Raw genomic sequence first — 25,496 nt, 5'->3', positions numbered from 1 at the left:
CGAACCCGGAAGCTAAGCCTGCCAGCGCCGATGGTACTGCACTCGTGAGGGTGTGGGAGAGTAGGACGCCGCCGGACAATCATTGCGCACAGCCCCCGTTTCCCAGGATTCCTGGTGGAACGGGGGCTGTTCCGCGTTTCCACCGGCTTTCCGCGCCATCCGGCTCTCGGTGCGGCAGGATGAGCCAGTGGCCACAGTGTTCGTCGCGGGACCCGCGTCCTGGAACCAGCTCGTGTCGGTGCCGAGGCTGCCCGAGGGGCGGCCGGAGACCTTGTTCGCCCGCGGTCACCGCACCGCGCTCGGCGGAACATCGGCGGGCAAGGCCCTCAACCTGGCCGGGCTGGGCGCGGAGGTCACCCTGCGCACCGTCGTCGGCAACGACGACGCCGCGGACCGGATTCTCGACACCCTGACCGAGGCGAAGGTGACCGTCATCGCCGAGCGCGTGCCCGGCGCCAGCGAACGCCACCTCAACCTCATGGATGGCGACGGCGGACGCGTCTCGATCTACCTCGACCTGCCCGAACTCACCGAGGCCGCCCACCGGGAGCAGGCGTCGACGGCCCTGCGCGCCGCCGACGCCGCCGTCATCGACCTGGCCGAGCACAGCAGGCCGCTGCTGGCCGAGGCCCGCGGCTTCGGCGTGCCCGTGTGGTGCGACATCCACGACTACGACGGCCTCGCCGACTACCACCGCCAGTTCGTGGAGGCCGCCGAATACCTCTTCCTCAACGACGACGGCATGCCCGACCCGTTGCGGCTGCGCGGTTTCATGGTCTCCCGCGTCGAAGCGGGCGCCCGGATCGTCGTGGCGACCCTCGGCGCCCAGGGCGCGGTCGCGCTCTCGGCCGCCGACGGCTGGCACCGGGTCGCGGCGACACCGATCGAGACCATCGTGGACACCAACGGAGCCGGGGACGCGTTCTTCTCCGGATTCCTACTAGCCCACCTCGCCGGGGAGAACATCACGGCAGCCCTGCGCGCGGGAGCGGATCAAGCCGCCAAGTGCCTCGGCTCCCCGGCCTTGGCCCCGCCCATTCCGTGATCGGCTTCCGCCGGTGAGCACGGACACGTGGACAACCCTCCTTCTCAGGTTAGGCTAACCTAAGTAGAGGGAAGGGGTTCCTGTCATGTCGCGTCCCGTGGTCGATCCGTACGACATGTCCGACGCCGCTCGGCTCCCGCGTGCCGCCGTGGAGTGGGTGGCCGCCGCGGACCGGGCTGTCCTTTTGGTGCACGACATGGGCGACGACAAGGTGTGCGCGTTCGACGCGGGCACCTCGCCGATGGTCGAGCTGGCGCACAACGTCGGCAAGCTCCGCGACACCTGCCGTGACCTGGGGGTGCCAGTCGCGGAGTCGATCCGGGAGGGCATGGCGGTGCACACGACGGTCACCGGGCTGGGGCCGGACGAGACATTGACCGGCGACCACTACGCGCGGCTGCGCGACCTGCTTGACGAGGCGGGGCGCGACCAGTTGATCGTGACCGGCATCCGCGCCCACGCCGCGTGCCTGATGGCCGCCGCGGGCACGCACCTCGCGGGCATCGAGGTGTTCTGCGTGGCCGACGCGATCGCCGACCTGTCCCTGGACGAGCACCGCCGCGCCGTGCTCTCGGCCGCCGAGTACGGCGCCATGCCGACCACCGCGGGCCGGGTGATCGGGCAGCTTCTCGGCGTGCTGGCCTGATCGGACCACGGTCCACACAGGACAGCATGCCACGCGGGTGGGCGGCTGCCCGGCGACCCCGGGCAGCCGCGCACATTTCGGCCGTCGCAGGATTCTCCGCACTGTGTCCATTGTGGATGCCGTGCGAAAGACCGCTGTCACGCCCGAATCTCGCCGGGCACTCCCGGCCTGGTCTGCCAGGGCAGCGGTCCGGACAGCGGCCGGTACTCGACGCCGAGCGCGTCGAGGCGGGGCAGGTGGTGGGTGGCGAGCCGGTCCACGAACTCGGCGGTGTCCCGACCTCGCCGGGGACTCCACACCACCTCGGCGAACGCGGCGAGCCGGGGAAAAGCGGCGTAGTCGAGGCGCCGGGGAGAGTCGAGGTGCTCGGACCAAAGCGCGGCCTGCGCGCCGAGCACCCGGTGGTGGGCCTGGGCGGGCAGGTCGGCGGGAACGGGTTCGTAGGCGTAGACCCGTTCCAGCGTGTTCAGGAAACCGACGGGAATCGGCTCGTCGGGGTGGTCGGACTGCCGGTGGTCGAGATAGACGTGCTGTTCCGGGCACATGACCACGTCGTGCCCGGCCAGGGCGGCGCGCACGCCCGCCGACTCCCCGCGCCAGGACGCCACGATCACGCCGGGCGGCGGGTCGCAGGCGTCGAGGATCTCCTCCCAGGCCAGCGCGCGGCGGCCATGCCCGGCCAGGTGCTGGGCGAGTGCCCCGACGAACCAGCCGTGCAGCGCCTCCACCGAGCCAAGGCCGAGATCGACCGCGCGCTGCTTGACCGCGCGACTCTCCCGCCACTGCCGCTTGGGGACCTCGTCGCCGCCCAGGCAGACCACCGGGGAGTCGAAGATGCCGACCACGTGGTCGAGAACGGCGCGATAGAAGTCCACAGTGGACTCGGCGGGGTCGAGCAGGTTCTCGGTGATGCCCCAGGCAGGCCACACCGGGACCGGCTCCTTGGTCACGCCCAGCTCCGGGTACGCGGCGATGGCGGCCTGGCTGTGCCCGGGCACGTCGATCTCCGGGACGACGGTGACGTGCAGCGCGCGGGCGTAGGCCACGATCTCGCGCAGGTCGTCGCCGGTGTAGAAGCCGCCGTGCGGGCGCCCGTCGTGCGTCGGGTCGCCGTCCTCCTGCCTGCCCGTCCACGACCCGGCGCGGGTCGCGCCGACCTCGGTCAGCCAGGGGAACGCGGGCACCTCGACGCGCCAGCCCTGGTCGTCGGTGAGGTGCAGGTGCAGCACGTTGAGCTTGTGCGCGGCCATGAGGTCGAGGAACCGCAGCACCCCCGCCTTGGGCAGGAAGTGCCGCGCCACGTCGAGCAGGACGCCGCGCCAGGCGAAGCGCGGGTGGTCCTCGATCACCCCGCACGGCGCCGTCCACCGCCCGTGATGGATGTCGGCGGCCCGGAACGCGTCCGGCCCGAGCAACTGCCGGAGGGTCCGCGTGGCGTGCAGCGCGCCCGCCGCGTCGGCGGCGACGGCCTGGATCCCTTGTGGCGTAATGGAAAGCCGGTATGCCTCAGGTCGCGGCACGGCGGCCGGGTCGATGACGACTCTGGCGGGGTCGGTCGCCTCGGCCACGGAGTCCACCACGCATACGCCGGGTTCTGGCCGGGCCAGCACGAGGCGGGGGAGCAGGGTGTGGAAACCGGCCATCCCCACTCCTCACGGGCGGTCGCGTGCGCCGCGACGGCGGTGTCGCCAATGGCACCGTGCATGGATGGTAGATCGCGCGCCTGGCGGGCACAAGGATCGCGGCGTCCGCCCCGGGTTGTCCTGTGTGGACGATCCGGGCCGCGGTGTCAGAAGAAGGTGCGGACGAGGTCGACCACGGTCTCGCCGTCGGTGCCGGTGACCGGCAGCAGCGGCCACTTGTCGAACACCGTGCACGGGTGCGACAGGCCCAGCCCGACCCAGTCGCCGACCTCCACGTCCGCGCCGACCGCCATGAACGTGTGCTGGTCGGCCAGCGCGGTGACCCGGCACCCGCTCAACGCGCGCGTGCCCTCGGCGGTGCGCAGCACCTGCGGCTCGGGCATGCCCAGGTCGTAGGGGAGATCGCGCTTGCCAGCCGCGAGCAGCGCCAGGCCCGGCTCCGGGCGGGACACGACCTGCGCCCAGGCTCGCAGCGCGGACCGGAACCGCGGCACGTTCGCCAGCCTCGGGTGCGCGCCCAGCGGCGACAGAGCGCGGTAGGCGCCGTCGTCATGGGTGAGGTACGCGCCCGCGCGCACCACCGGCCACACCGCCATCCCCTCCGGCCACGGCGCGGTGAGCGTGTCGGCGACCAAGTCGAAGAACGAGCTCCCGCCCGCGGTGACGATCACCCGCTCGGTCTCGTACCGGCCGCGCAGCGCCACCGCCACCTCGCGCAGCCGACCGAGGTAGGCCGACACCGCGTCCAGCCCGGCCGGGCTCGCCTCGCTCGCCGCCGGGCCCTCGTAGCCCGCGACCCCGGCCAGCCGCAGCGCCGGGCTGGCCACGATCGCCTCGGCCACCGCCCGCGCGGTGGACTGGTCGCGGACCCCGCTCCGCCCGCCCGCGACACCCACCTCGACCAGCACCTCGACTGGCCTGCGCGCGCCCGCCGCGGTGAGCGCCGAGGTCATCAGCTCGACACCGCGCACCGAGTCGGCCCAGCAGCTGAACTCGAAATCCGGGTCGTCGTTCAGCTCGCCCGCGAGCCACGCCAGGCCCGCCGGGTCGACCAGCTCGTTGGCCAGCAGCACCCGGCTCACCCCGAAAGCGCGGTAGACCCGAAGCTGCGCGGTGTTGGCCGCGGTCATCGCCCACGCGCCGCAGTCGAGCTGCCGGGCGAACAGGGCGGGCGCCATGGTCGTCTTGCCATGCGGGGCTAAGTGCAGGCCGCGGGAGGCGGACCAGGCGGCCATGGTCGCCAGGTTGTGCTCGATGGCGGCGTTGTCCAGCGCGACGATCGGGCCGATGAAGCCGTCCCGGAACAACTTGAGCCGCAAGGACACCGCCTCGCCCACGGTGCGGCCGAACAAGGCGTGCGGCACGGACTTGAACCGCCAGTCCAGCCGCTCCGCCCGCAGTCCCGCGACCGCGTCCCGGTCGATGCGTGCGGGTTCGGCGGGCAGCGTCACGATAGTTGTCTCCCCGATGTTTGCGTCTCGTACAACGACAAGCGCGTTGTGCGACACGCAGTGTGTAGCATCCCGGCGACGCCGGTCAACGTCGTCGCCAGCCAAGCGGAAAACCCTCCACGGGGCCGCTGGGACGGCCGTTGGCGGGCGGGAACCTGGCGTCTGCCGTGTTCGTCTTCTGGGTTGTGGTGGTGCTCCTTCAGGGGGAACCCAGGGTGATCCCGGACGTCCCACACCGTGAAGTGGCTCTAGGGTGGCCGCAGGCGCGTCAGGTAAGGGGAGAAGATGGTCTTCAAGAAGATGCTGCGGGCACTGGGTGTCGGCGGTCCGTCGGTCGACACCGTGCTCACCGAGTCGCGGGTCTACCCCGGCGGGGTGGTCGCGGGCGAGGTCCGGATGACCGGTGGCGACGCCGACGCCGACATCGACTATGTGGCCCTGTCGCTGGTGACGCGGGTCGAGCGGGGAGATGACGGAGTCGCGCCGGTCGAGTTCGAGCGGTCGGTCGTCGCGGGGCGGTTCATGTTGCCCGCCGGGCAGACGAAGGTGATTCCGTTCCAGCTCCCCATCCCGTGGGAGGCGCCGATCACCGAGGTCTTCGGCCAGCACCTGCACGGCATGGCGCTGGGCCTGCGCACCGAACTGGCCGTGGCCAAGGCCGTCGACAAGGGCGACCTCGACCCGCTGCACATCGCGCCGCTGCCCTCGCAGGACGCGGTGCTGCGCGCGTTCGCCGACCTGGGCTTCCGGTTCAAGGCCGCCGACCTGGAGGCGGGCCGCATCCACGGCGAGCGCCAGCACCTGCCGTTCTTCCAGGAAATCGAGTTCTACCCGCCCCCGCACCTGGCGCGCGGGGTCAACCAGGTCGAGCTGACCTTCCTCGCCGAGCCGCAAGGCATGGCGATCGTGCTGGAGGCCGACCGGCGGGCCGGGCTGTTCAGCTCCGGCGGCGACGCGTTCGGCCGCTTCCACGTCAGCCACCACGACGCCGAGCGCACCGACTGGCGCGCCCGGATCGAGGAGTGGATCGGGCAGGTCGCCAGCCGCAGGCCGAGCCACTTCGGCGGGCACGGCGGCCACGGTGGCCATCATGGCGGGCACCACGGCTCGGGCGTGGGCGGCGTCGTCGCGGGCGCGGCGGCGGGCATCCTGGGCGGCATGGTCCTCGGCGAAGTCTTCGACGAGATCGGCGACGCGTTCTCCGGCGAAGAGGACTGACCGGTAGCTTTTACCGGGTGCCGAACCACACCGACGAGTTCCTGGAGTTCTGGCGGGAACGCCACCTCAGCACCCTCACCACACTCCGTCCCGACGGCACACCGCACATGGTCCCGGTCGGCGTCACCTACGACGCCGACCGGGGGATCGCCCGGGTGATCACCTCCCGCGCCTCGCGCAAGGTCCGCAACGCGCTCGCCACCGGCCGCGCCGCGGTGTGCCAAGTGGACGGTCGCCGTTGGACGACCCTAGAGGGCCCAGCCACCGTCCACGACGATCCCGACAGCGTCACCGACGCCGAACACCGCTACGCCGCCCGCTACCGCCCCCCGCGCCCCAACCCCGAGCGGGTCGTCATCGAGATCGCCGTGGACCGGGTGCTCGGCACCGTCCGCTGAGTCCCGCTTGGCATCGTGTGTTGAGACCTGCCCGGCACGTGGGTTGAGAGCTGCTCGGGACGTGCGTTTAGAGCTGTTCGGCATCGTGCGCTGAGACCGCCCGGCATGTGCGTTGAGAGCTGCTTGGCATCGTGCGTTGAGACCCATCCGGCACGTGCGTTGAGACCTGCTCGGCGCCGTGCGCTGAGACCCGCCCGGACACCTTCCTCGGCATGATCGCGAGTTGTCCACAGGCAAGATCGTTCTCACCTGGATTGTCGGCCTGGCCCGATAGACTGGAGCGGGGTCAGCCCCCAGGGCGGGTGGGGTTTGCCGTGTGGGGGTGTGGGGCGGTGAATGAAGGTCGTTCGAGGGTGCGGTTGGGGCGGCTGGAAATGATGCGGATCACGAGTTCGTCGGGCCTAGGCTCTGTCTCGGAGTGCCGGATCTAGGTCCAGACGATGTCCGAAAGGGACTCTAGGGCCGGGGCCGGTCCAGTGCTCTCCGCTGTCGCGGGGGCGGTGTCGGCTTCGCGCAGGGTGTCTGGGAAGCGCAGGCGGGTGCGCTCCTCCAGGGTGGACACCGACACCTGGTGCACTCGGAACTCGTCCAAGTCCAGCGCCTCCAGGCCGTCGAGGTTTTGGGTGAGCAGGAACGCGCTCGCCTTGAGGGCCCCTGCCGTGCCGAAGGCGATGACCTTCCAGAACTCGCGGGGGATCGCCACGCCGCGGAACACTCGGTCGTCGGAGCCGAACACTGGGCCGCCGAAGACGCTTACCCGCAGGTTGTCCACGTCGACGTCCTCGAACAGCGCGTCTTCGAGCTTGCCCCACAGGCCCGCCTTCGCGCTCTGGTTGAAGTCGTCCATCTGCGGGGCGATGTTGGTGAAGAAGAACGAGTCGCGGTTGGCCTTCTTCGCCTCGGCCAGTGGGCCCCACAGCAGGTCCGCGCGCCGGGCCAGGTGGCCGCGGTCGAGGCGGTTGTCGGAGTAAAGCTCGTCGCCCGCCTGCGCCGCTGCGGGCAGGCGGGGGTCCTTGCGGAACGGGACGCCGGTGCGGCTGATCTTCTTGAGGCCGCCGCCGTCGATGTTCCAGGCCACCCAGAACGCGAACGTGCGCGAGGTGCTCAGTGCCAGCGAGAAGTGCGTGTAGTCGATCCGGGTCGACCCGTCGAGCACGGCGGCGTCGGCGCGCAGGTCCGGGTCCAGGTCGGGGACCGGCAGCGACACGCCGAGGAAGTCGGGGTCGTAGCCGAGCCCGCGGTCCTCGGCCTCGCGCGCCGCGGCCGGGCGGGTCAGGGTGATCCCGAGCTTGTCGAACACCGACTTCGGCAGGCACGCCAGCGCGTGCTCGTCCGGGTCGCCGGAGCCCTCGCCCGCGAAATGCAGGCCCGCGAGCACCTTGGTCGGCCTGCCGTTGCCCGCCTTGAACACCCACGCCGCGCCGGAGTCGCCGCCCTGGCTGATCTCGCCGCCCTCGGGCGCGTGGTTGGGGTCGACGCCGATCTCGAAGCAGCCGATCTCCTTGACGCCTGCCGCGCCGCCGTAGTCGATCTTGACGATGGTGTCGATCCGGCGCACCACGCCGTGCGTGACCCCGGTGGTGCGCCCGCTCTTGGCGACCTTGTCGCCCAGCTCCGGGTCGCCGAGCTCGTCCGGGGCCACGTCGAGGTCCAGGATCGCCGGGTCCAGCCCTCGGCCGTCCACCGACGCGATCGCGCAGTCGCCCGCGATGCCCAGGTACGAGCGCGCCAGCGCGCCGAGCCGGTTGTGCTCGGTCCGGTTGTCGTCGTGCGTGCCCGGCTGCGCGACCGCGTCGCCGAGCGCGCCGTCATGGCCGTGCAGGACGTGCCAGTTGCTCAGCACATACGGGGCGCCGGTCTCCCGGTCGTAGACCACCGCGCCGATGGTGCCGCAGGTGATCGACGGGTGCCCGACGCTCACCCCCGGCCGCACCGGGTCGATCCGGGTCTTGCGCTGGTCGGCCTCGGCTTCGGCGACGACCCGGAAATCGGGCCGGTAGGACCGCTGCAGCACGTCGGTCGGCACCTCGACGCCCGCGACGGTCACGCTCTCCGGCAGCAGCGCGCTGCCCAGCTCGGCCAGGTCCTCCGGCGCCGCCTTGGTGTCGACGGTGAACTGGACCGCGACCTCTTTGGTGCGCTTGCCGCCGCGGACCTTGTGGCCGATGCCGATCGAGGACACGTTCGGGTCGCGCAGATACGCCGAGCCGCGGGTGCGCACGAACGCGCGCAGGGCGGCGAACAGGTCATCGTCAGCGGTGCTGGCAGCCATGGACGTCCTTCAGCGGCACGATAGTGTGAAATGACCATGCCCGTGATCACGGACCGTTGGCAAGAGTGCGGGACGTCTGGCCGCTCCGACAGCCCTAACGGGCGAAGAACAGGTGTCGACTGGGTGCCCTGTCGGCGGCGAGCGGACGGTTACCCCTCGGTCATGCCCAGACATGGACCCGTCACTTCCGCTGACGGGTGAACAGGTACGCTCCTGTCTCGCGTACTGCGGGTGATCGCTGGCTCTGCGTAAGATTGATCTTGAGATGGTCCGGCTGATCACTCGCCAGGGCGATAACCCTATTGAGGGACGCGAGTTCGATTACAGGTGACGGGTGACGCCGCTGATGCGAGGTGTGGTTCGGTGCGACGGGGTCCAGCGCGACAGGGCGCGCCAGGGTCTCCTCGATTTCCCGTGAACCCCCCGAGCGGGCAGCAGGTGTGCGCCACTCCGCGCGCCGCGGCCGGAGATTGTGGAGAGCTGTGAAGCGGAACAGTGGCACGCCCGCCAAGACGACGACGATCAAGTCGCGCCTCACCGGCGTGGTCGTGGTGCCGAGCGTCATCTTGCTCGTCATGTGGGCGGTGTTCTCGTCCTACACGGTCTTCGACGGCATCTACCTCAAGGCCGTCACCAGCGGTGTGAAGGACGCCTCGATCCCCGCGGTCAACACCTTCGCCGCGTTGCAGCGCGAACGCCAGCTCACCATGACCGCGCTGAGCGCCAACACGCCCGACACCGTCGCGCTCGCCAGCCAGCAGCAGGTCACCGACAAAGCGGTCCAGGAGCTGCGTGCCGCGCTCGACAACCTGGCCTCCAGCGCGCCAGCCGAGGTCAACGCGCGCGTGCAGGCGCTCAACCAGGTGTTGCAGCCGCTGCCCCAGCGCCGCGCGTCGGTCGAGGCCCGGCGGGCCAACGCGGACGAGATCTACAACTACTACAACAGCGTGCTCGACGCCGGAACCGCGCTGTTCGACACCCAGGCCCGGATCGTGCCCGACCCGGTCGTGACACAGGCCGCGCTGTCGGCGACCGACATCTTCCGCGCCGCGGACCGCATGTCGCGGGCGGCCTCGGTGGCCTCGTCGGCGATCGCGGCTGGCGCGTTCACCCCTGAGCAGCACGTGGAGTTCTCCGCCCTGGTCGGCTCCTACCGGGCGACCCTCGCCACCGCCGCCGCGGTCGGCACCGACGGCGTCAAGGTCCACTACCAGCAGATCACCACCTCGGAGAGCTGGCTTCGGCTGACCAACTTGGAAAACGCCCTGATCGGCGCGGCGCCGCGGTCCGCGGAGCAGTCCACCGGCGGCAACCGCAGGCCCGACCCGGACCCGCTGCCGGTCCCCGCGACCGAGTGGGAGCCGGTGAGCACCCAGATCTCCGAGGACCTGATCAAGCTGGCCGTCCAGCAGGCCACCGACGGCGTCGTGATCGGCCAGGAGCGGGCGGACGACAAGTTCTTCGAGGTCCTCGTCGGCAGCCTGATCGCGCTGATCGCGGTGGTCACCGGCATCGTGCTCGCGGTGCGCATCTCGCGCAGGCTGGTCAACAAGGCCCTGGTCACCCGGCTCGACCAGCTCAAGAACGACTCGCTGCAACTGGCCCACGAGCGGCTGCCCAGCATCGTCGAGCGGCTGCGCCAGGGCGAGCGGGTCGACGTCGGCGTCGAGGTCCCGCCGCTGGACTACGGCACCGACGAGATCGGGCAGGTGGCGGACGCGTTCAACACCGCCCAGTACACCGCGATCGCCGCCGCGGTGAAGGAAAGCCAGGCGCGCGAGGGCGTCAACCGAGTCTTCCTCGGCATCGCCCACCGCCACCAGGGCCTGGTGCACCGCCAGCTCAAGATCCTGGACAAGATGGAGCGCGAAGAGGAGAACCCCGAGCACCTCGACTCGCTGTTCCAGCTCGACCACCTCGCCACCCGCGCGCGCCGCAACGCCGAGAACTTGATCATCCTCGCGGGCGAGCAGCCGGGCCGCCAGTGGCGCAAACCGGTGCGGCTGCTCGACATCCTGCGCGCCGCGGTCGCCGAGACCGAGCAGTACGTCCGGGTCCGGGTGCGGCAGGTGCCCGACGTCGCGCTGCAGGGCGTCGCGGTCGCCGACACCATCCACCTCGTCGCGGAGCTGGTCGACAACGCCGCGTCGTTCTCCCCGCCGCGCTCGCAGGTCGAGGTCTACACCAGCCAGGTGTCCGGCGGCGTGGTCGTGGAGATCGAGGACCACGGCCTGGGCATGACAGCCGAAGACCGCGAGCAGGCCAACCAGATGCTGGCCCACCCGCCGGAGTTCGACGCGATGGCGCTGCGCGGCGAGTCCCGCCTGGGCCTGTTCGTCGTCGCCCGCCTGGCCGCGCGCCGGGCCATCCGGGTGGAGCTGCGCGAGTCGCCCTACGGCGGCACCGTCGCGCTGGTGTTCGTGCCGTCGGACATCGTCGCCGAGACCGTCGAGTACGTGCCCGAGTCCGACACCCCCAGCCCGCGCCCGCGCAAGCCCAACGACCGGCCGGAGCCGGGGACATCGACGTCCGGGTCCATCGCGCTCGACGCCATGGAATCGCCCTACCGCAGCGGAATCGACCGGTTCTGGTCGGACGCCACGGCCGAGGACGACGGGCGGGTCGAGATCGACGCGGACGCGGCCCAGTGGCCGCAGACCGATGAGGAAGCGCCGGAGTCGTTGCCAGGCGAGGCGTTTTCGGGGGAGAACGGAGAAGGGGAGTCGCCGCACACGCAGAACGGGCACCAGGGGGAGCGCCCCCGACTGCCACGCAGGCAACGACAGCAGAACCTGGCTCCGCAGTTGCGCGAGGAACCGTTGCTCCCCGACTGGGAAGCCGAGCCCGAGCCGCACCTGGAGCACACCGCGGAACGAGTCCGCGACACGATGTCCGCGTTCCAACGCGGGACTAGGGACGCCCGTCGGGCAGACCCGCCCGTCGAGCAGTGATGGCTGGGACAACGGGGAAGGACAGCTCAAGGTGAACGACAAGATCGGTCAGGACCACCAGCTCAATTGGCTTTTGGACGACCTGGTCCGCAGGGTGGTGGGCATCCGCCACTCGGTCGTGCTCTCCGCGGACGGGTTGCTGCTCGGCCGGTCCGCCGAGCTTTCCAAGGACGACTCCGAGCACCTCTCGGCCATGGCCTCGGCTTTCCAGAGCCTGGCCAGGGGCACCGGCAGGCAGTTCAACGGCGGCCAGGTGCGTCAGACGATTGTCGAGATGGACCACGCGTTCCTGTTCGTCACCGCGGCGGGCCGGGGCGCCTGCCTCGCGGTGCTCGGCGAGGAGGACGCGGACGTGGGCATGATCGCCTACGAGATGAACATGCTGGTGAAGCGGGTTGGCGCTCACCTGGCGTCCGCCCCGAGGGCGGGGCAGCCGGTGACCGTGCCGGGCAGGCGGCCATCGTGAGGCGCCTGTGATGGGCGGCGGGGACCAGGACTGGTGGTTCGACGAGGCGGCCGGACCGCTGGTGCGGCCGTACGCGATGACGCGCGGACGCACCCGGCCCAACGCCCCGAACCTCAATCTGGTGACCCAGATCAGGGTTTCCCGGTCTCCCTCGGACCCCTCGTCGCTGACCCCGGAGCACCTGCAGATCATCGAACTCTGCAAGACCCCGCTCTCGGTCGCCGAGGTGGCCGCGTATCTCAACGTCCCGCTTGTCGTGGTGAAGGTCCTGATCAGCGACCTGATAGAGCGGGGCGACGTGCTGGCTGGCGCGATGTTCCAGACCACGGAGATCACCGACACGAAGCTTCTACAGGCGGTACTCGATGGCATTCGGAGGATCTGAACAGGTGAGCGACGCGCTGGTGATCCCCACCTCGATCAAGATCGTGGTGGCGGGCGGGTTCGGCGTCGGGAAGACCACCATGGTCAACTCGGTGAGCGAGATACCGCCTCTGTCGACCGAGGAAGTCCTGACCGAGGCCAGTGTCGGCGTGGACGACATGAAGGGGATCGAGGGCAAGGAGACCACCACGGTCGCCCTCGACTTCGGCCGCATCACGATCAACCCGCAGGTGGTGCTCTACCTGTTCGGCACCCCGGGGCAGAACCGCTTCTGGTTCATGTGGGACGAGTTGGCCCACGGCGCGCTCGGCGCGATCGTGCTGGTCGACACCCGGCGGCTGGACTCAAGCTTCCCCTCGATCGACTTCTTCGAGCGGCGCAACATCCCGTTCATCGTCGCGGTCAACGGCTTCGAGGGCGCCTGGGAGCACAGCGTCGAGGAAGTGCGGCAGGCGCTGGACATCGACCCCACGGTGCCGGTGGTCCAGTGCGACGCGCGCAAGCGCGAATCGAGCAAGGACGTGCTCGTGGAGTTGGTCCAGTACACGATGGACCAACTCCAGAGCGCGTCGGCGTGATCAGCGGATCGGTTCGACCCGGCAGTTGAAGTGCCGGAGCAGGGCGGGGGCCTCGACGACGCGGTACCCCGGCACCCGCTCCGGGTTCTTGGCCACCTCGGCGATCGTCTCGGCCACGTATTCGAGGTGGCTCTGCGTGTAGACCCGGCGGGGGATGGCCAGCCGCACCAGCTCGTAGGGCGCAGGCGTGACCAGGACGCCGTTCTCGTCCTCTTCGCCAAGGTAGAGCGACCCGAGTTCGGCGCAGCGGATGCCGCCCGCCAGGTAAAGCTCGGTGGCCAGCGCGTGGCCGGGGAACTCGCTCGGCGGGATGTGCGGCAGCAGCCGCCCGGCGTTGAGGTAGAGCGCGTGGATGCCCGGGGGCTCGACCACCGACACGCCCGCCGCCTTGATCAGCTCGGCCAGGTGCGCGGTCGCCGCGGCCCGGGCGCGCAGGTAGTCCGGCTCCACGACCTCGCGCAGGCCCTCGGCCAGCATCTCCAGGTCGCGCCCGGACAGGCCGCCGTAGGTGCGGAAGCCCTCGGTGGCGATGAGGACCGCCTCGCAGTGCTTGGCCAGCCCTTCCTCGCGCAGCGCGAGGAAGCCGCCCATGTGCGCGATCGCGTCCTTCTTCAGGCTCGCGACCGCGCCGTCGGCCAGGTCGAAGGCCAGCCGGGCGACCTGCTGGGGGGTGTGGTCGGCGTAGCCGGGCTCGCGTTGGATCACCAGCCACGCGTTCTCGGCGAACCGCGCGGCGTCGAGGAAGAACGGCACCTGGTGCTGGCGGCACAGCTTGGCCACCTCGGTGAGGTTGGCCATCGACACCGGCTGCCCGCCGCCGCCGTTGTTGGTGATCGTCATGACCACGATGCCCACGTCGTCGGGGCCGTCGAGCGTCGCGGCCAGCGCGGCGAGGTCGATGTCGCCCTTGAACGGGTAGGCGCTGTCGAGGTCGGCCGCCTCGGCGCAGGGCAGGTCGACCGCGACACCGCCGGAGAGGATCACATTCGCCCGGGTGGTGTCGAAATGCGTGTTGCTGACCGAAAGCTGCCCCGGCTTGAGGACGGTCCCGAACAGGATCCGCTCGGCGGCCCGGCCCTGGTGGACGGGCATGATGTGCGGATAGCCGGTCAGCTCGGCCACTGTGTCCCGGAACCGGAAGAATGAGCGCGCGCCCGCGTAGGTCTCGTCGCCGCGCATCCCCGCGGCTTGCTGGGCCGCGGAAAGCGCGCCCGTTCCGGAATCGCTGAGCAGGTCGATGGTGACCTCCTCGGCCCGCAGGTTGAATGGGTTGTAGGCCGCCCTGGCCATTGCCGCTTCCCGCTCGGCCCGGGTGAGAATGGGAATGGGCTCCACGACTTTGACGCGGTATGGCTCCATCAGCGGCATCGGCTGGTCACGTCCTTTTGTGCTGGGATTGGACAACGGTGGAAATCACGCGGCGCCGGTGTGCGCGCCGCCGGGGCTGGCCACCCCGTACGCCTCGGCGGACAGATACACCGTCACGCCCGGCCGCGGCGGCCCGATTCGCAGCGACACATGCGCGATAAGCCCGACGCCGGTCTCCAGCGGCCGGTCGGTGACCGCGGCCACCGACCGCTCCAGCGCGTCCTGGTCGAGGCCGTAGCGCTCGGCGAGCAGCAGCACCCGCCGCATCGTGACCGCGTCGTCGCGGACGTAGTCGCGCACCGGGACGTAGAGGGAATAGCCGCTGGGCTGGGCGGAGTCGCCGCTGAGGAAGGTGAACGCCGACACCAGCGGACGGCCCTCGTAGGGGCCCTCGCCGCCGCCGATCATGGCGCCGAACTCGGCCAGCCTGCGGGTGTCCACCGACCGGCCCGCGCCCGCGGCGTGCTGCGCGTCGCGCAGGGTCGCCCGGTAGTGCGACTGGTACACCTTGACCCGGGAGCGCGGCGTGTCGTCCAGGTCCAGCGCGAAGAACGAGTACCGGTCCAGGGTGGACTCCGGGCGCGGCGTGTGCTCCCGCAGCCAGTCGTAGCTCCCGGCGAAGCCCAGCCGGTCGAGGGCGGTGGCGACCAGGCCGTTCGCCTTGGCCTTGCCGCGCACCTCGGGGTTGAAGTAGATCTTCACCCGCGGCGGGTCGTCGCGCCGGACCACGATGGAGAACCACAGCGAGAAAATCCCGCGCGGCTCCTCGGGCAGGAAAAGGTCGCGCACCGCGTCGAACCGGTCGAGGGTGACCGGATACCGCGCGGCCAGCCGGTCGAGCGCGGCGAGCGCGGCGAGCTGGTTGGCCCGGGGGCTCGGCTTGGCGGCCACGCACTCGATCAGCAGCCGCAGGGTGTGCGAACCGTCCTCTTCGAACGCGACGGAGTACTCGATCGGGGTGTGGTCGTCAGCCACGTCGGAACGCCACAGCGGCGGCTCGCCGACCGAGCGGACGGCCGCCGGGCCGAGCAGATCGGCGACCAATTCGCACACTTCTTCGGCGCGGTCGCCTAAACCAATGGCTTGGCACAGTCGCCGCAATTGGGCACCGGTGTATTCCTTGAGTGACACTGCTTTCATCACGACTCCGAGATCTTCACCGTGCGCCGACGTCAGAGGAAAACTTACGGGCGACCTGGATCGAGTCACTACCGCCAAGCTGGTGATCCACTCCGGACGCGCCTTTACTGAGGGTAAATGATGTCCGTCGGATGAATGGCAGTTGTCCTACCAGGACTCTTCTGCTAAGCGATATTTCCGGTGAACACGGAGCGTGTCGTACCAGCGCGGCCTCTTTCCTGTGAACTGTTTCACTCGGTGAAATTCGTTCACTGTACGACCGTATTGCTTACGGAGCCGTGATCAGTGTCTATGTGCGCCGATGGATATTCCGGGCGGCGGCGGACGCGGACCAATCGCCGGTCCCTCCGTGTCGCTCTCGCCACGGACGGTAGCGGGCAGACGGATAGGCCGCGATCTTCGTCACATTGGCCGAATGGTCCGAATGGGTCATTTCTCGCGGTTACTCGCTAGTAATATACCGTCCGGTTCGGACGGTCGGCAACCGTTCGCTCGGGACGCGCCCGCCGCGGGAACCGTGTTAACGTCGAGGCCATGACGTCCGTGGAGGGCTGTAGTCCCACGCCGGGTCGCGCCCGGCGCACGATCGAGGTCGACCGTTCCTTGGCCCACCTGGCGGACGGCCCGTGCTGATCCTGATCGGACTCGTGTCCGTCCTCGTGCTCACCGCGGCCACCGGATACTTCGTGGCCCAGGAGTTCGCCTACGTCGCCGTCGACCGCAACCGGCTCCGCCAACTCGCCGACGAGGGGGACAAAGCGGCCGAGCGCGCCTACCAGGTCACCCAGAGCCTGTCGTTCATGCTTTCCGGCGCCCAGTTCGGCATCACCGTCACCGCGCTGCTGGTCGGCTACGTCTCCGAGCCCTATCTCGGCGTCGGCGTCGCCGACCTGCTCGGCCTCGCCGGCCTGCCCGGCGGAATCAGCACGGCCCTGTCGGTCGCGCTGGCCCTGCTGTTCTCCACCGGGGTGCAGATGGTCTTCGGGGAGCTGGCCCCCAAGAACCTCGCCATCGCCAAACCCGAGACGCTGGCCAGGGCGCTGAGCCGCTCGACGCTGCTCTACCTCACCGTCGCGGGCCCGCTGATCCGGCTGTTCGACACCGTCTCCACGCGGCTGCTGCGCGCGGTGGGCATCGAGCCCATCGAGGAGCTGCCGCACGGCGCGACGCCAGAAGACCTGCGCGGCATCATCGGCGAGTCCCGCCACGGCGGGTACCTCGACGCGGGCACCTCCCGGCTGCTGGAGGGCGGCCTGGACTTCCGGGCCCTGACCGCGGGCCAGGTGATGACCCCCAGGGTGGACGTGCGCACCGTGGCCGCGGCCGACCCGGTCGACCGGGTGGTCGACCTGCTCGACACCGGTCGCTCCCGGTTCCCGGTGGTCGGCCAGGACGTGGACGACGTGGTCGGCGTCGTCGGGATCGCCGAGGTGCTGACCGTCCCGCCCGACCGGCGCGCGGACACCCCGGTGCGCGAGATCGCCGCGCCGCCGCTGTTTTTGCCCGACAGCCTGCCGCTGCCCGAGGTGCTGGAGCGGCTGCGCGCCGAGCACCGCCAGTTGGCCTGCGTCGTGGACGAGTTCGGCGGCTTCGCGGGCGTGGTGTCCTTCGAGGATGTGGCCGAAGAGGTCGTGGGGGAGATCCTGGACGAGGACGACCACATGGAGCGCCAAGCGGTGCCGCACCCCGACGGGTCCTGGTCGGTGCCCGCCCGCTGGCGGGTGGACGAGGTGGCCGAGGTGACCGGCATCGAGCTGCCCGAGAGCCAGGGGTACGACACCGTCAGCGGCCTGGTCATGCAGTCGCTGGGCAGGCTCGCCCGGCCCGGCGACCAGGTGGAGGTGGTGGTCGAGGTGCCCGACGACGGCCCGGCCGACACCGCCGCCGCCCGGCGCGCCGCGGTGATCGAGGTGACCGAGGTCCACCGGCACGTGCCGCGCACGGTCCTGGTCTCGGTCCGCCCGGAGGTGTCGGCGTGACCAAGTCGGCGGCGGGCAAACCGGCGGCGGGCAGGTCGCTTGTGGACGGGGCGTCGGGACGCTCGGAGGTGCGCGCATGAGCGTCGGCTGGGCCCTGGTCGTCTCGCTGGTTCTGTTGGTGGCCAACGCGTTCTTCGTCGCCGCCGAGTTCGCCCTGGTCGCCAGCAAGCGGCACCGGTTGGAGGAGGCCGCCGCGGCGGGCAGCCGCGCGGCCCAGGCCGCGGTGCGCGGCTCGCGGGAGCTGTCGATGATGCTCGCGGGCGCGCAGCTGGGCATCACCCTGTCCACGCTGGGACTGGGCGCGCTGGCCAAGCCCGCGGTCGCCGAGCTGTTCGCCCCGGTGTTCGGCGCGCTGGGGCTCTCGCCCGGGTGGAGCTACCCGGTGGCGTTCGTCCTCGCGGTCGCCCTGGTCGTGTTCCTGCACATGGTGGTCGGCGAGATGGCGCCCAAGTCGTGGGCGATCTCGCACCCGGAGCGGTCCGCGCTGCTGCTGGCGCTGCCGTTCCGCGCGTTCACCCGGCTCACCCGGCCGCTCCTGGTCCTGCTCAACGGCCTGGCCAACGCCACGCTGCGCGCGGTGCGGGTCGAGCCGCAGGACACCCTCGCCCAGGCGCACGGGCCAGACGACCTGCGGGTGCTGCTGCGCGAGTCGCGCGAGCACGGGCTGCTGCCCGAACAGCAGCACCAGATGCTCAGCGGCGTGCTCCAGGCGCAGCGCACGACCGTCGAGCAGGTCATGACCCCGCGCGCGGCCATGGTCGCCATCCCCGGTTGGGCGAGCGCGGCCGACGTCGAGGACGGCAGCCGCGCCAGCGGCCGGTCCCGGCTGGTCGTGGTGGAGGAGAACGACGTCGCCGAGGACGAGATCCTGGGCATCGTGCACGTGCGCGACGCCGTGCGGGCCACCCGGTCGGGCAGCGGGGCGACCGCGCGGGACATGATGTCCGCCGCGCTGGTCCTGCCCGCCGACCGCTCGGCGGGCGACGCGGTGAGCCAGATGCGCGCCGAGCGCTGCCAGCTCGCCCTGGTCGCCGACGCCGCGGGCGCGGTCATCGGGCTGGCCGCGCTGGAGGATCTGCTTGAGGAGATCCTCGGCGAGTTCGACGACGAGACCGACACCGGCTGACCAAGCCTCGGCTCGTCGATCTCGCTTGATCTTTCACGGTGCTCTCATGCGCGCCGCATATCCTGCTGGGAAGGGAGAAACGGGTGAGGTGGGGGGCGGCACATGACGGCGGTGGACACCATCGGGCCCGACGCGGGGGCCGCCGAGGACCGGCGGAGCGCGCTCGTCCCGGTGCTCGGGCTGATCGGCCTGCTCGCGGGCGTCGCGCTCATGCTCGCCCTGCACGTGCTGCCGCCGACCAGCGCGGTCAACCCGGTGCGGCGCACCATCAGCGAATACGCGCTGGGGTCGAGCAAGTGGCTGTTCGACCTGTCGGTGGTGCTGGTCGCGGCGGGCTCGGCGCTGGGCTTCGCCGAACTCGCCCGGCGGCGCGCCGCCCGCCCGGCCGCCCTGGCGCTGGGCGCGGTGTGGACGGTGAGCCTGCTGGTCGTCGTCGTGTTCACCAAGACGGACTGGTCGGTCGGCCCGAGCCTGGGCGGCACGATCCACCGGTACGCGAGCGTGGCGGCGTTCCTGTCGCTGCCCGTGGCGGTGCTGCTGCTCGCCGGGGGGGTGTTCCCCGGGTCGGCGGGGTGGCGGTGGACGGCGCGGGGCCTGGGCATCGCGTCGCTGGTGTGGTTCGGCACGATCCTCGTCGGAGTGCTCAACATGGTCGCTGGCGGGCCGCCGTGGTGGTATTTCGTCCCGCTGGGCCTGGTCGAGCGGATGGTGGCGGGCAGCGCCGTCGCCGCGCTCGCGGTCGTGCTCGTGGGGTTGGCCCGGTCTTCCGGGGCGGGCGGCGCGTCCGGCTGACGGCGCCGGGGATGATGGTGCGATGGACGCCATCGCCGCCCCGCTGCTCGACCCCGGCGGACTCGACCTGGAGTCGGCCGCGCGGATCACCTACCGCATCGAGCAGAGCTTCCGCTACGACTACGACTCCCCGGTCGAGTCGGTGCGGCAGCGGCTGGTCGTGGTGCCGCCCGCGCGCCACGGCGACCTGCACCGGCGCGCCCACCGGATCGAGGTGACCGGCGCGCCCGCCCGGCGCCGGGTGCGCCGCGACGCCGCGGGCAACACGATCGTCCGGGTGCACGCCGACCGGGTCGAGGACAGCGTCGAGTTCGGTGTCGTGGCCGTCGTCGAGCGGGTCCGCGGCGACGGGCCGACGACGCTGCCCGCCGCGGCGCTGGCCGACCCGAGGCTGCTGCGCCCCACCCGGCTCACCGCGGCCGACGACCGGCTCCGCGCGCTGGCCGCCGACCTCGCCCGCGGCGGGGCGCGCGGGCTGGACCTGGCCGACCGCGTGTGCGCGGCGGTCCACGCCGCCCTCGTCTACGAGTTCGGCGTCACGACCGTGCGCACCACGGCAGCCGAGGCGCTGGCGGGCGGCCGGGGCGTCTGCCAGGACACCGCGCACCTGATGCTGGCCCTGTGCCACCTGCTCGCCCTGCCCGCCCGCTACGTCTCCGGGCACCTGCTCGGCCAGGGCGGCACGCACGCCTGGGTCGAGGTCGTGGTGGCCGAGGGCGGCGGCGCGGTGGCCGTCCCGTTCGACCCCTGCCACGGCAGGCGCGCCGACGGCGGCCACGGCACCGGCTACGTCACCGTGGCCACCGGCCGCGACTACACCGACGTCGCCCCCACGTCGGGCTCCTACCTCGGCGCGCCCGGCGGCAGGCTGACCGCGACCCGCGAGGTCGGCGTCGTCGCCGTCGCCGCCTGACCCGGCCTCAGGCGGCGGCGCCCGCGCGCCAGGCCGCGCCGATGCGGCACATCAGCGGCGGGTAGACGAGCAGATAGCGAAACGGCGCGATAGCGGCCATGTACGCCTTGCCGACCCAGCCGTTCGGCTTGACCAGGACGGCCATCTGCCCGCGGTGCCCGCCCGCGCCGTCGGGCACCCAGCTCAGGTGCAGCACCGCGTGCACGGTCCGGTTGGCCATCTCGGCGGCCCACTCGTCGCCGGTGCGGTAGACCGAGGTGAAGGGGAGGCGGTCGAACGCGGGCCCGGCCGGGCCGTCGCGCAGGTCGGCGGGCAGCCGGTCGCGCAGGGTCGGGACCCGGGAGCCGACGCTGGTGGCCGGGTCGTCCCAGCCGAGCAGCGCGCCGAGCCGCCAGCGGATCGCGAACAGCGCGCGGGCGACCCACGACGGGCTGTCGGCGGTGTCCCCGCTCGCGGTCTGGCGCACGAGCCGGGGAAAGTCGTCCGGACCGCCCGGGGTCGGCAGCGCCCACACGTCCTCGACCACGAAATCGCGGGTGATCTCGTGGATTCGCCACGGCCGGTCGGTGTGCGCCGAGTTCGGGAGTCTCACGGTGTTCTCCACTCTCCGGATAAGCGGGGTCACAGCAGGGGTGGGAGGCCGAGGACGCCCGCGACGGCGCGGGCCGCGAGCACCTCGTCGTGCGGCGGGTGACCGGCCAGGCCGATCACGGCCCCTTCGAGCGCGCCGACGTAGGCGAGGGCCAGCACGTCGACCGGCGAGCCGTCCGGGATCGACCCGGCCGCGCGGGCGGCGCCGATGAGGCGCGCGGCGCGCGCGGTGAGCAGGCGGTAGCCCTCTTCGATCGCGTGTCCGACCGGGTGGTCCTGCCCGGAGAACTCCAGCCGCAGGGCGATGGCCACCCGCGCCACGTCGCGGCGGCAGTAGACCGCGTGCCCGCGGGCCAGGGCGAGCAGCGCCGCCACCGGCTCGGTCTCCCGCTCGATCAGGGCGCCGACCTCGCGCAGCCAGGTCTCGCGGACCCAGTCGAGCACGGCCAGGGCCAGGTCCTGCTTGTCCTTGAACTGGTGGTAGAGCGCGCCGCGGGTGTACCCGGCGTCGCGGGCGACCTGTTCGAGCACGAGGTTGCCGTAGCCGTGGCGGGACAGCGAGCGGGCCGCGGACTCCAGCAGCGCGGCCCGGGTGCGCGCCCGGCGGTCGGCCTGCGTCTCACGCGGGGTCGGCGTGCGCATCCCCGCTCCGCTTCCCGGTCGGGACTCCGGCTGGGATTCCGGCCGTGACGAGCCTGGCCGCGGTCCTGCGGTGCGCGGGGCCGAGGACCACCCAGATCAGGCGGGCGAGCACCGGTCGCCGGAACCGGAGGACGGTGGTGAGCGTGCGGCGGGTCGGCTCAACCCGGCGGCCGATCATGATGATGTCCAGCACGGCCAGGGACCGTTCGAGGTGGACCACGTCCGGGTCCGACGCCACGACGTCCCAGCCGTCGCCCTGGTCGGTTGTCAGGCTGCTTTTGCGGTTCAGCAGAAGGCCGACGACGCGCTTGACCGCGGCGGGCGTGGCCGCGAGACCAGCGCGCACCCACTCCTCGGGCGTGTGCCGGTCCGGTTCCGGCAGCCGAGCCTCGAAGGCGTCGGCGTAGTCGTGGGGCAGCGCGGTGGCGATCGGATCGGTCACCTCGACCGCGCGGGCGTGCGGGTTGCTCGTCACGTGATTCCTCCCCTGGGGCTCGTGCCTCCAATATACATACATGTCTGTATGTAAGTGGGATGGACCGATGGTCGGATCGGGGTGGGGCTGATCAGCCGAGCAGGTCCGCGACTGGCATGTCGGGGGTGACCTCGACGCCTAGGTCGGCGAGGTGGCCGATGATCAGGTGCAGGATCGAGGACGTGAGAAAGTCGGCCAGCGCCGCCGGGGTCTGCCTGCGGTTCGGGTCGGTGAGCCACCGGTTGACCGTGGCGTCCACCAGGCCCACCAAGCCGAAGGCCAGCGGCTCGGCCAGTGCCGGGTCGGTGTCGATCCGGGAGAGCGCGAGCCCGAACAGGCCGCTGACCCGCACCGCGATCGCGGTCTTGGTGCTGGAGACGATCTTCGAGCCGCCGCCCGCCCGCTCCGCCTTCGCCCCGGTTCCCAGAAAGTGGTGCAGCTTGGGGTGGGCCTCGATCCAGCCAAGGTAGGTGCGCACGGCGCGGTCGACGGCAGCGCCGACCGTGCCCTCAGGGCTCAACGACGGCGCCAGGTCGCGCATCAGCTTCTCGATCACCCGGGCGCGGATCTGCTCGTCGAGGTCGTCGCGGTCGCGGAAGTGCCGGTAGACCACCGGGCGCGGCAGGCCGACCCGCTCGGCGATCTGCTTGACGCCGATCGCCGGGCCCTCCGCCTCGATCAGCTCCACGGCGGCGTCGAGCACTTCCAGCCGCCGCTGGGCCTTGTGCGCGTCCCAGCGCGTCGCGCGGCCGTCGGCGGCGGTCTCGGCGGCGTCCAGCATCTGGCAAGCGTAGCGGGAAAGAAGTATATGTGACATCTTGTCTCAGACACTTATGTGAGACACACTGTCACACGCAACGCGACGGACGAGGTGTGAAGGAGACGCCGATGGGCGGCAGGGTGTACGTGGTCGGCGTCGGGATGACGAAGTTCGAGAAGCCCGGCGGGCGGGACTGGGACTACCCGGACATGGCCCGCGAGTCGGGCACCGCTGCGCTGGCCGACGCGGGCGTGGACTACGCCCAGGTCGAGGCCGCCTACGTCGGCTACGTCTACGGCGAGTCCACCGCGGGGCAGCGCGCGGTCTACGAACTCGGGCTCACCGGCATCCCGATCGTCAACGTCAACAACAACTGCTCCACCGGTTCCACCGCGCTTTACCTGGCCACCCAGGCGGTGCGCAGCGGCCAAGTCGACTGCGCGCTGGCGCTGGGCTTCGAGAAGATGCAGCCTGGCTCGCTCGGTTCGACCTTTGACGACCGCGAGCAGCCGCTCATGCGCCACCTGCTCGCGCTGGCCGAGTTGCACGAGTTCGCGATGCCGCCCGCCCCGTACATGTTCGGCGCGGCCGGAGTCGAGCACATGCAGCGCTATGGCACCACCGCCGAGCAGTTCGCCAAGATCGGCGAGAAGAACCACCGGCACTCGGCGAACAACCCCTACGCCCAGTTCCAAGACGTCTACACCCTCGCCGAGATCCTGGAGTCCCGGCAGGTCTACGGCCCGCTGACGAAGTTGCAGTGCTCGCCGACCTCGGACGGCTCCGGCGCCGCGATCATCGTGAGCGAGTCCTTTGTGGAGCGCCATGGCCTGGCCGACCGCGCGGTCGAGATCGTCGGCCAGGCCATGGTCACCGACCTGCCGAGCACCTTCGCCGACCGCAGCGCGATCAGCCTCGTCGGCGCGGACATGACCCGCACCGCCGCGGCCAAGGTCTACGCCCAAGCGGGCATCACGGCGTCCGATGTGGACGTCATCGAACTGCACGACTGCTTCTCCGCCAACGAGTTGCTCACCTACGAGGCGCTCGGCCTCTGCGCGGAGGGCGAGGGCGGAAAACTCATCGACGCGGGCGAGACCACCTACGGCGGCCAGTGGGTGGTCAACCCCTCCGGCGGCCTGATCTCCAAGGGCCACCCGCTCGGCGCCACCGGCCTGGCCCAGTGCGCCGAGCTGACCTGGCAGCTGCGCGGAACCGCGGCCGCCCGCCAGGTTCCCGGGGCGAGTGTGGCCCTCCAGCACAACATCGGCCTCGGCGGGGCGGTCGTCGTCACCGCCTACCGGCCCGCCAACCGCTGAAATCCGTTCACCAGAGAGGAAAAACCCGCATGACCAAGATCAGTGTGTCCGCGACCCTGCCCGCCGACCCGGAGAAGACCTGGGCGACCCTGGCCGACCCGGCCCGCTTCGAGGAGTGGCTGACCATCCACCAGGGCTGGCGCGGCCAGCTTCCCGCCGAGATCACCGTGGGCACCACCATGACCGAGGTCGTCGCGGTCATGGGCATGGCCAACAAGATCGAGTGGACCGTCGAGGAGTACGCGCCGCCGAAGTCGCTGCGGATCAGCGGCACCGGCATGGCCGGGGTGAAGGTCTCCTTCACCCTGTCGGTCACCCCGCAGGGCGCCGGGTCGGTCGCCGAGATCGACGCCGAGTTCACCGGGCAGATGATCGTCGGCCCGATCGGCGCGGCGATCGGCAAGAACACCCGGGGCGAGCTGGAGAAGTCGCTGGCGCGCTTCGCCGAGCTTGTGGCCTGATGACCGAGTTCGACACCGCCGAGTTCGACACCGCCGCGCTCGGGCAGTGGACCGACCCGGACACTTTCGAGGTCACCGCCGAGCGGATCGCCGCCTACGCCGAGGCCACCAACGACCCCATCGCGCGGCACCGGTCGGGCGAGGTCGCCCCGCCGGTGTTCGCGGTGGTCCCGGTGTTCGGGTCGCTGGCGCCGGCCGCGCTGTCGGTCGCGCCGGTGGAACTGCTGGCGAAGCTGGTCCACGGCGAGCAGGACTTCCACTTCCACCGGCCGATCCGGCCCGGCGACGTGCTGGTGTCGCGGGCCCGGCCGGTGGGGGTGGCGGGCAAGCCCAACGGCACGGCGGTCGTCGTGCGCGCTGAAACCCGCACCGACGCTGGGGAACTGGTCAACGAGCAGTGGATGACCGCGTTCTTCCGCAAAGTGGACGCGGGTGTCACGGTGGGGGAGCGGGCCCCGGGCCACGCCTTCCCCGACGCGCTGCGGGAGCGGGCCCCGGCCGCCGAGGTCACCGCGCACGTGGACGACGACCAGACCTTCCGCTACGCCCCGGCCTCCGGCGACCCGATGCCGATCCACTTGGACGACGAGCTCGCCAAGATGGTCGGCCTGCCCGGGATCATCGCGCACGGCCTGTGCACCATGGCGTTCACCTCGTGGGCGGTGCTCACCGAGCTGGCCGACGGGCGCGTCGAGCGGCTGGCCCGGCTCGCGGTGCGCTTCGCCAAGCCGGTCCTGCCCGGCCAGGACATCACCACGCGGATCTGGGCCGACGGCCCGGAGTTCGCCTATGAGACCACTGTGGACAGTCAAGCGGAAGCGGGGGCGGTCGTCGTCAAAGACGGCCGCGCCGTGCTCCGCGACAGCTAGAGAGGACGG

24 protein-coding genes and 1 rRNA gene are annotated in these 25,496 nt (G+C 71.4%); 16 read left to right on the top strand and 9 right to left on the bottom strand.

Annotation, left to right across the window (positions count from 1 at the left end):
- From rrf to ACZ6SD_RS24760, 3 genes are all read left to right on the top strand, one after another.
- Positions 1–77, top strand: a 5S ribosomal RNA gene (gene rrf / locus ACZ6SD_RS24770); the annotation flags it as partial.
- A gap of 110 nt (positions 78–187) precedes the next feature.
- Positions 188–1,045 (top strand): carbohydrate kinase family protein, encoded by an 858-nt coding sequence (locus ACZ6SD_RS24765; RefSeq protein WP_465319373.1) that lies wholly within the window; start codon positions 188–190, stop codon positions 1,043–1,045.
- A gap of 85 nt (positions 1,046–1,130) precedes the next feature.
- Positions 1,131–1,691, top strand: a complete 561-nt coding sequence (locus tag ACZ6SD_RS24760; RefSeq protein ID WP_465319372.1) for an isochorismatase family protein — start codon at positions 1,131–1,133, stop codon at positions 1,689–1,691.
- Between the two features lie 137 nt (positions 1,692–1,828).
- On the opposite strand, the gene ACZ6SD_RS24755 is transcribed toward ACZ6SD_RS24760, so the two are convergent.
- On the bottom strand, positions 1,829–3,334 hold the full coding sequence (locus ACZ6SD_RS24755) for a beta-N-acetylhexosaminidase (RefSeq protein ID WP_465319371.1): 1,506 nt from the start codon (positions 3,332–3,334) through the stop codon (positions 1,829–1,831).
- A 146-nt stretch (positions 3,335–3,480) separates the two neighbouring features.
- Positions 3,481–4,785 (bottom strand): alanine racemase, encoded by a 1,305-nt coding sequence (locus tag ACZ6SD_RS24750; protein ID WP_465319370.1) that lies wholly within the window; start codon positions 4,783–4,785, stop codon positions 3,481–3,483.
- Positions 4,786–5,070: 285 nt separating this feature from the next.
- On the opposite strand from ACZ6SD_RS24750, the gene ACZ6SD_RS24745 reads away from it, so the two are divergent.
- Together ACZ6SD_RS24745 and ACZ6SD_RS24740 are read left to right on the top strand one after the other, a co-directional pair.
- Positions 5,071–6,003 carry a sporulation protein gene (locus ACZ6SD_RS24745; protein WP_465319369.1) on the top strand — a complete coding sequence of 311 codons (933 nt, stop codon included), beginning with the start codon at positions 5,071–5,073 and terminating at the stop codon, positions 6,001–6,003.
- Positions 6,004–6,020: 17 nt separating this feature from the next.
- Positions 6,021–6,401: a PPOX class F420-dependent oxidoreductase gene (locus tag ACZ6SD_RS24740; protein WP_465319368.1), complete on the top strand. Its 381-nt coding sequence runs from the start codon at positions 6,021–6,023 to the stop codon at positions 6,399–6,401.
- A gap of 427 nt (positions 6,402–6,828) precedes the next feature.
- On the opposite strand, the gene ACZ6SD_RS24735 is transcribed toward ACZ6SD_RS24740, so the two are convergent.
- Entirely contained in the window at positions 6,829–8,673 is a 1,845-nt protein-coding gene (locus tag ACZ6SD_RS24735; RefSeq protein ID WP_465319367.1) for a DNA/RNA non-specific endonuclease, read from the bottom strand.
- Between the two features lie 482 nt (positions 8,674–9,155).
- Here ACZ6SD_RS24735 and ACZ6SD_RS24730 point away from each other — a divergent pair, with 482 nt between their 5' ends.
- The 4 genes from ACZ6SD_RS24730 to ACZ6SD_RS24715 are packed head-to-tail and all read left to right on the top strand — an operon-like array spanning position 9,156 to position 13,052.
- The gene (locus ACZ6SD_RS24730; RefSeq protein ID WP_465319366.1) at positions 9,156–11,624 is read left to right on the top strand and encodes a nitrate- and nitrite sensing domain-containing protein; all 2,469 of its coding nucleotides are present in this window, start codon (positions 9,156–9,158) and stop codon (positions 11,622–11,624) included.
- Positions 11,625–11,655: 31 nt separating this feature from the next.
- Positions 11,656–12,090 carry a roadblock/LC7 domain-containing protein gene (locus ACZ6SD_RS24725; RefSeq protein ID WP_091450949.1) on the top strand — a complete coding sequence of 145 codons (435 nt, stop codon included), beginning with the start codon at positions 11,656–11,658 and terminating at the stop codon, positions 12,088–12,090.
- A gap of 10 nt (positions 12,091–12,100) precedes the next feature.
- Positions 12,101–12,475 carry a DUF742 domain-containing protein gene (locus tag ACZ6SD_RS24720; protein ID WP_091450952.1) on the top strand — a complete coding sequence of 125 codons (375 nt, stop codon included), beginning with the start codon at positions 12,101–12,103 and terminating at the stop codon, positions 12,473–12,475.
- Complete coding sequence (locus ACZ6SD_RS24715; protein WP_465319364.1) at positions 12,456–13,052, top strand: GTP-binding protein; 597 nt, start codon at positions 12,456–12,458, stop codon at positions 13,050–13,052. The genes ACZ6SD_RS24720 and ACZ6SD_RS24715 overlap by 20 nt, the downstream gene beginning before the upstream one ends.
- Here ACZ6SD_RS24715 and ACZ6SD_RS24710 read toward each other — a convergent pair whose 3' ends face one another.
- A complete protein-coding gene (locus tag ACZ6SD_RS24710; RefSeq protein ID WP_465319363.1) occupies positions 13,053–14,420 on the bottom strand; it encodes a tryptophanase in 1,368 nt (455 codons plus the stop codon).
- 45 nt (positions 14,421–14,465) lie between these two features.
- A complete protein-coding gene (locus ACZ6SD_RS24705; RefSeq protein WP_465319362.1) occupies positions 14,466–15,560 on the bottom strand; it encodes a tryptophan dimethylallyltransferase family protein in 1,095 nt (364 codons plus the stop codon).
- Between the two features lie 626 nt (positions 15,561–16,186).
- Between ACZ6SD_RS24705 and ACZ6SD_RS24700 the strand changes: the two genes are divergently transcribed.
- The 4 genes from ACZ6SD_RS24700 (at position 16,187) to ACZ6SD_RS24685 (ending at position 20,370) form a co-directional block, all read left to right on the top strand.
- Positions 16,187–17,539 (top strand): hemolysin family protein, encoded by a 1,353-nt coding sequence (locus tag ACZ6SD_RS24700; RefSeq protein ID WP_465319360.1) that lies wholly within the window; start codon positions 16,187–16,189, stop codon positions 17,537–17,539.
- A 76-nt stretch (positions 17,540–17,615) separates the two neighbouring features.
- Positions 17,616–18,665, top strand: coding sequence for a hemolysin family protein (locus tag ACZ6SD_RS24695; protein ID WP_465319359.1), 1,050 nt, complete (start codon positions 17,616–17,618; stop codon positions 18,663–18,665).
- A gap of 102 nt (positions 18,666–18,767) precedes the next feature.
- Entirely contained in the window at positions 18,768–19,457 is a 690-nt protein-coding gene (locus tag ACZ6SD_RS24690; RefSeq protein WP_465319358.1) for a DUF998 domain-containing protein, read from the top strand.
- Between the two features lie 22 nt (positions 19,458–19,479).
- Positions 19,480–20,370 (top strand): transglutaminase family protein, encoded by an 891-nt coding sequence (locus tag ACZ6SD_RS24685; protein ID WP_465319357.1) that lies wholly within the window; start codon positions 19,480–19,482, stop codon positions 20,368–20,370.
- Positions 20,371–20,377: 7 nt separating this feature from the next.
- Here ACZ6SD_RS24685 and ACZ6SD_RS24680 read toward each other — a convergent pair whose 3' ends face one another.
- From ACZ6SD_RS24680 to ACZ6SD_RS24665, 4 genes are all read right to left on the bottom strand, one after another.
- On the bottom strand, positions 20,378–20,962 hold the full coding sequence (locus ACZ6SD_RS24680) for a DUF2867 domain-containing protein (RefSeq protein WP_465319356.1): 585 nt from the start codon (positions 20,960–20,962) through the stop codon (positions 20,378–20,380).
- A gap of 29 nt (positions 20,963–20,991) precedes the next feature.
- Positions 20,992–21,603, bottom strand: coding sequence for a TetR family transcriptional regulator (locus tag ACZ6SD_RS24675; protein WP_465319355.1), 612 nt, complete (start codon positions 21,601–21,603; stop codon positions 20,992–20,994).
- Positions 21,581–22,078, bottom strand: coding sequence for a hypothetical protein (locus ACZ6SD_RS24670; RefSeq protein WP_465319354.1), 498 nt, complete (start codon positions 22,076–22,078; stop codon positions 21,581–21,583). The genes ACZ6SD_RS24675 and ACZ6SD_RS24670 overlap by 23 nt, the downstream gene beginning before the upstream one ends.
- A 91-nt stretch (positions 22,079–22,169) precedes the next feature.
- Positions 22,170–22,859: a TetR/AcrR family transcriptional regulator gene (locus tag ACZ6SD_RS24665; protein ID WP_465319353.1), complete on the bottom strand. Its 690-nt coding sequence runs from the start codon at positions 22,857–22,859 to the stop codon at positions 22,170–22,172.
- Positions 22,860–22,966: 107 nt separating this feature from the next.
- Here ACZ6SD_RS24665 and ACZ6SD_RS24660 point away from each other — a divergent pair, with 107 nt between their 5' ends.
- From ACZ6SD_RS24660 to ACZ6SD_RS24650, 3 genes are read left to right on the top strand one after another with little or no spacing between them, the layout of a single operon-like run.
- Entirely contained in the window at positions 22,967–24,157 is a 1,191-nt protein-coding gene (locus ACZ6SD_RS24660) for a lipid-transfer protein (protein WP_465319352.1), read from the top strand.
- Positions 24,158–24,186: 29 nt separating this feature from the next.
- Positions 24,187–24,618, top strand: coding sequence for a type II toxin-antitoxin system Rv0910 family toxin (locus tag ACZ6SD_RS24655; RefSeq protein WP_465319351.1), 432 nt, complete (start codon positions 24,187–24,189; stop codon positions 24,616–24,618).
- Complete coding sequence (locus ACZ6SD_RS24650) at positions 24,618–25,487, top strand: MaoC/PaaZ C-terminal domain-containing protein (protein WP_465319350.1); 870 nt, start codon at positions 24,618–24,620, stop codon at positions 25,485–25,487. The genes ACZ6SD_RS24655 and ACZ6SD_RS24650 overlap by 1 nt, the downstream gene beginning before the upstream one ends.
- Positions 25,488–25,496 lie beyond the last annotated feature (9 nt).

The organism is Actinokineospora sp. NPDC051303, from assembly GCF_055586285.1.
Note: the sequence above shows the minus strand (reverse complement) of the source record. Positions and strands in the feature narration are given on the sequence as shown.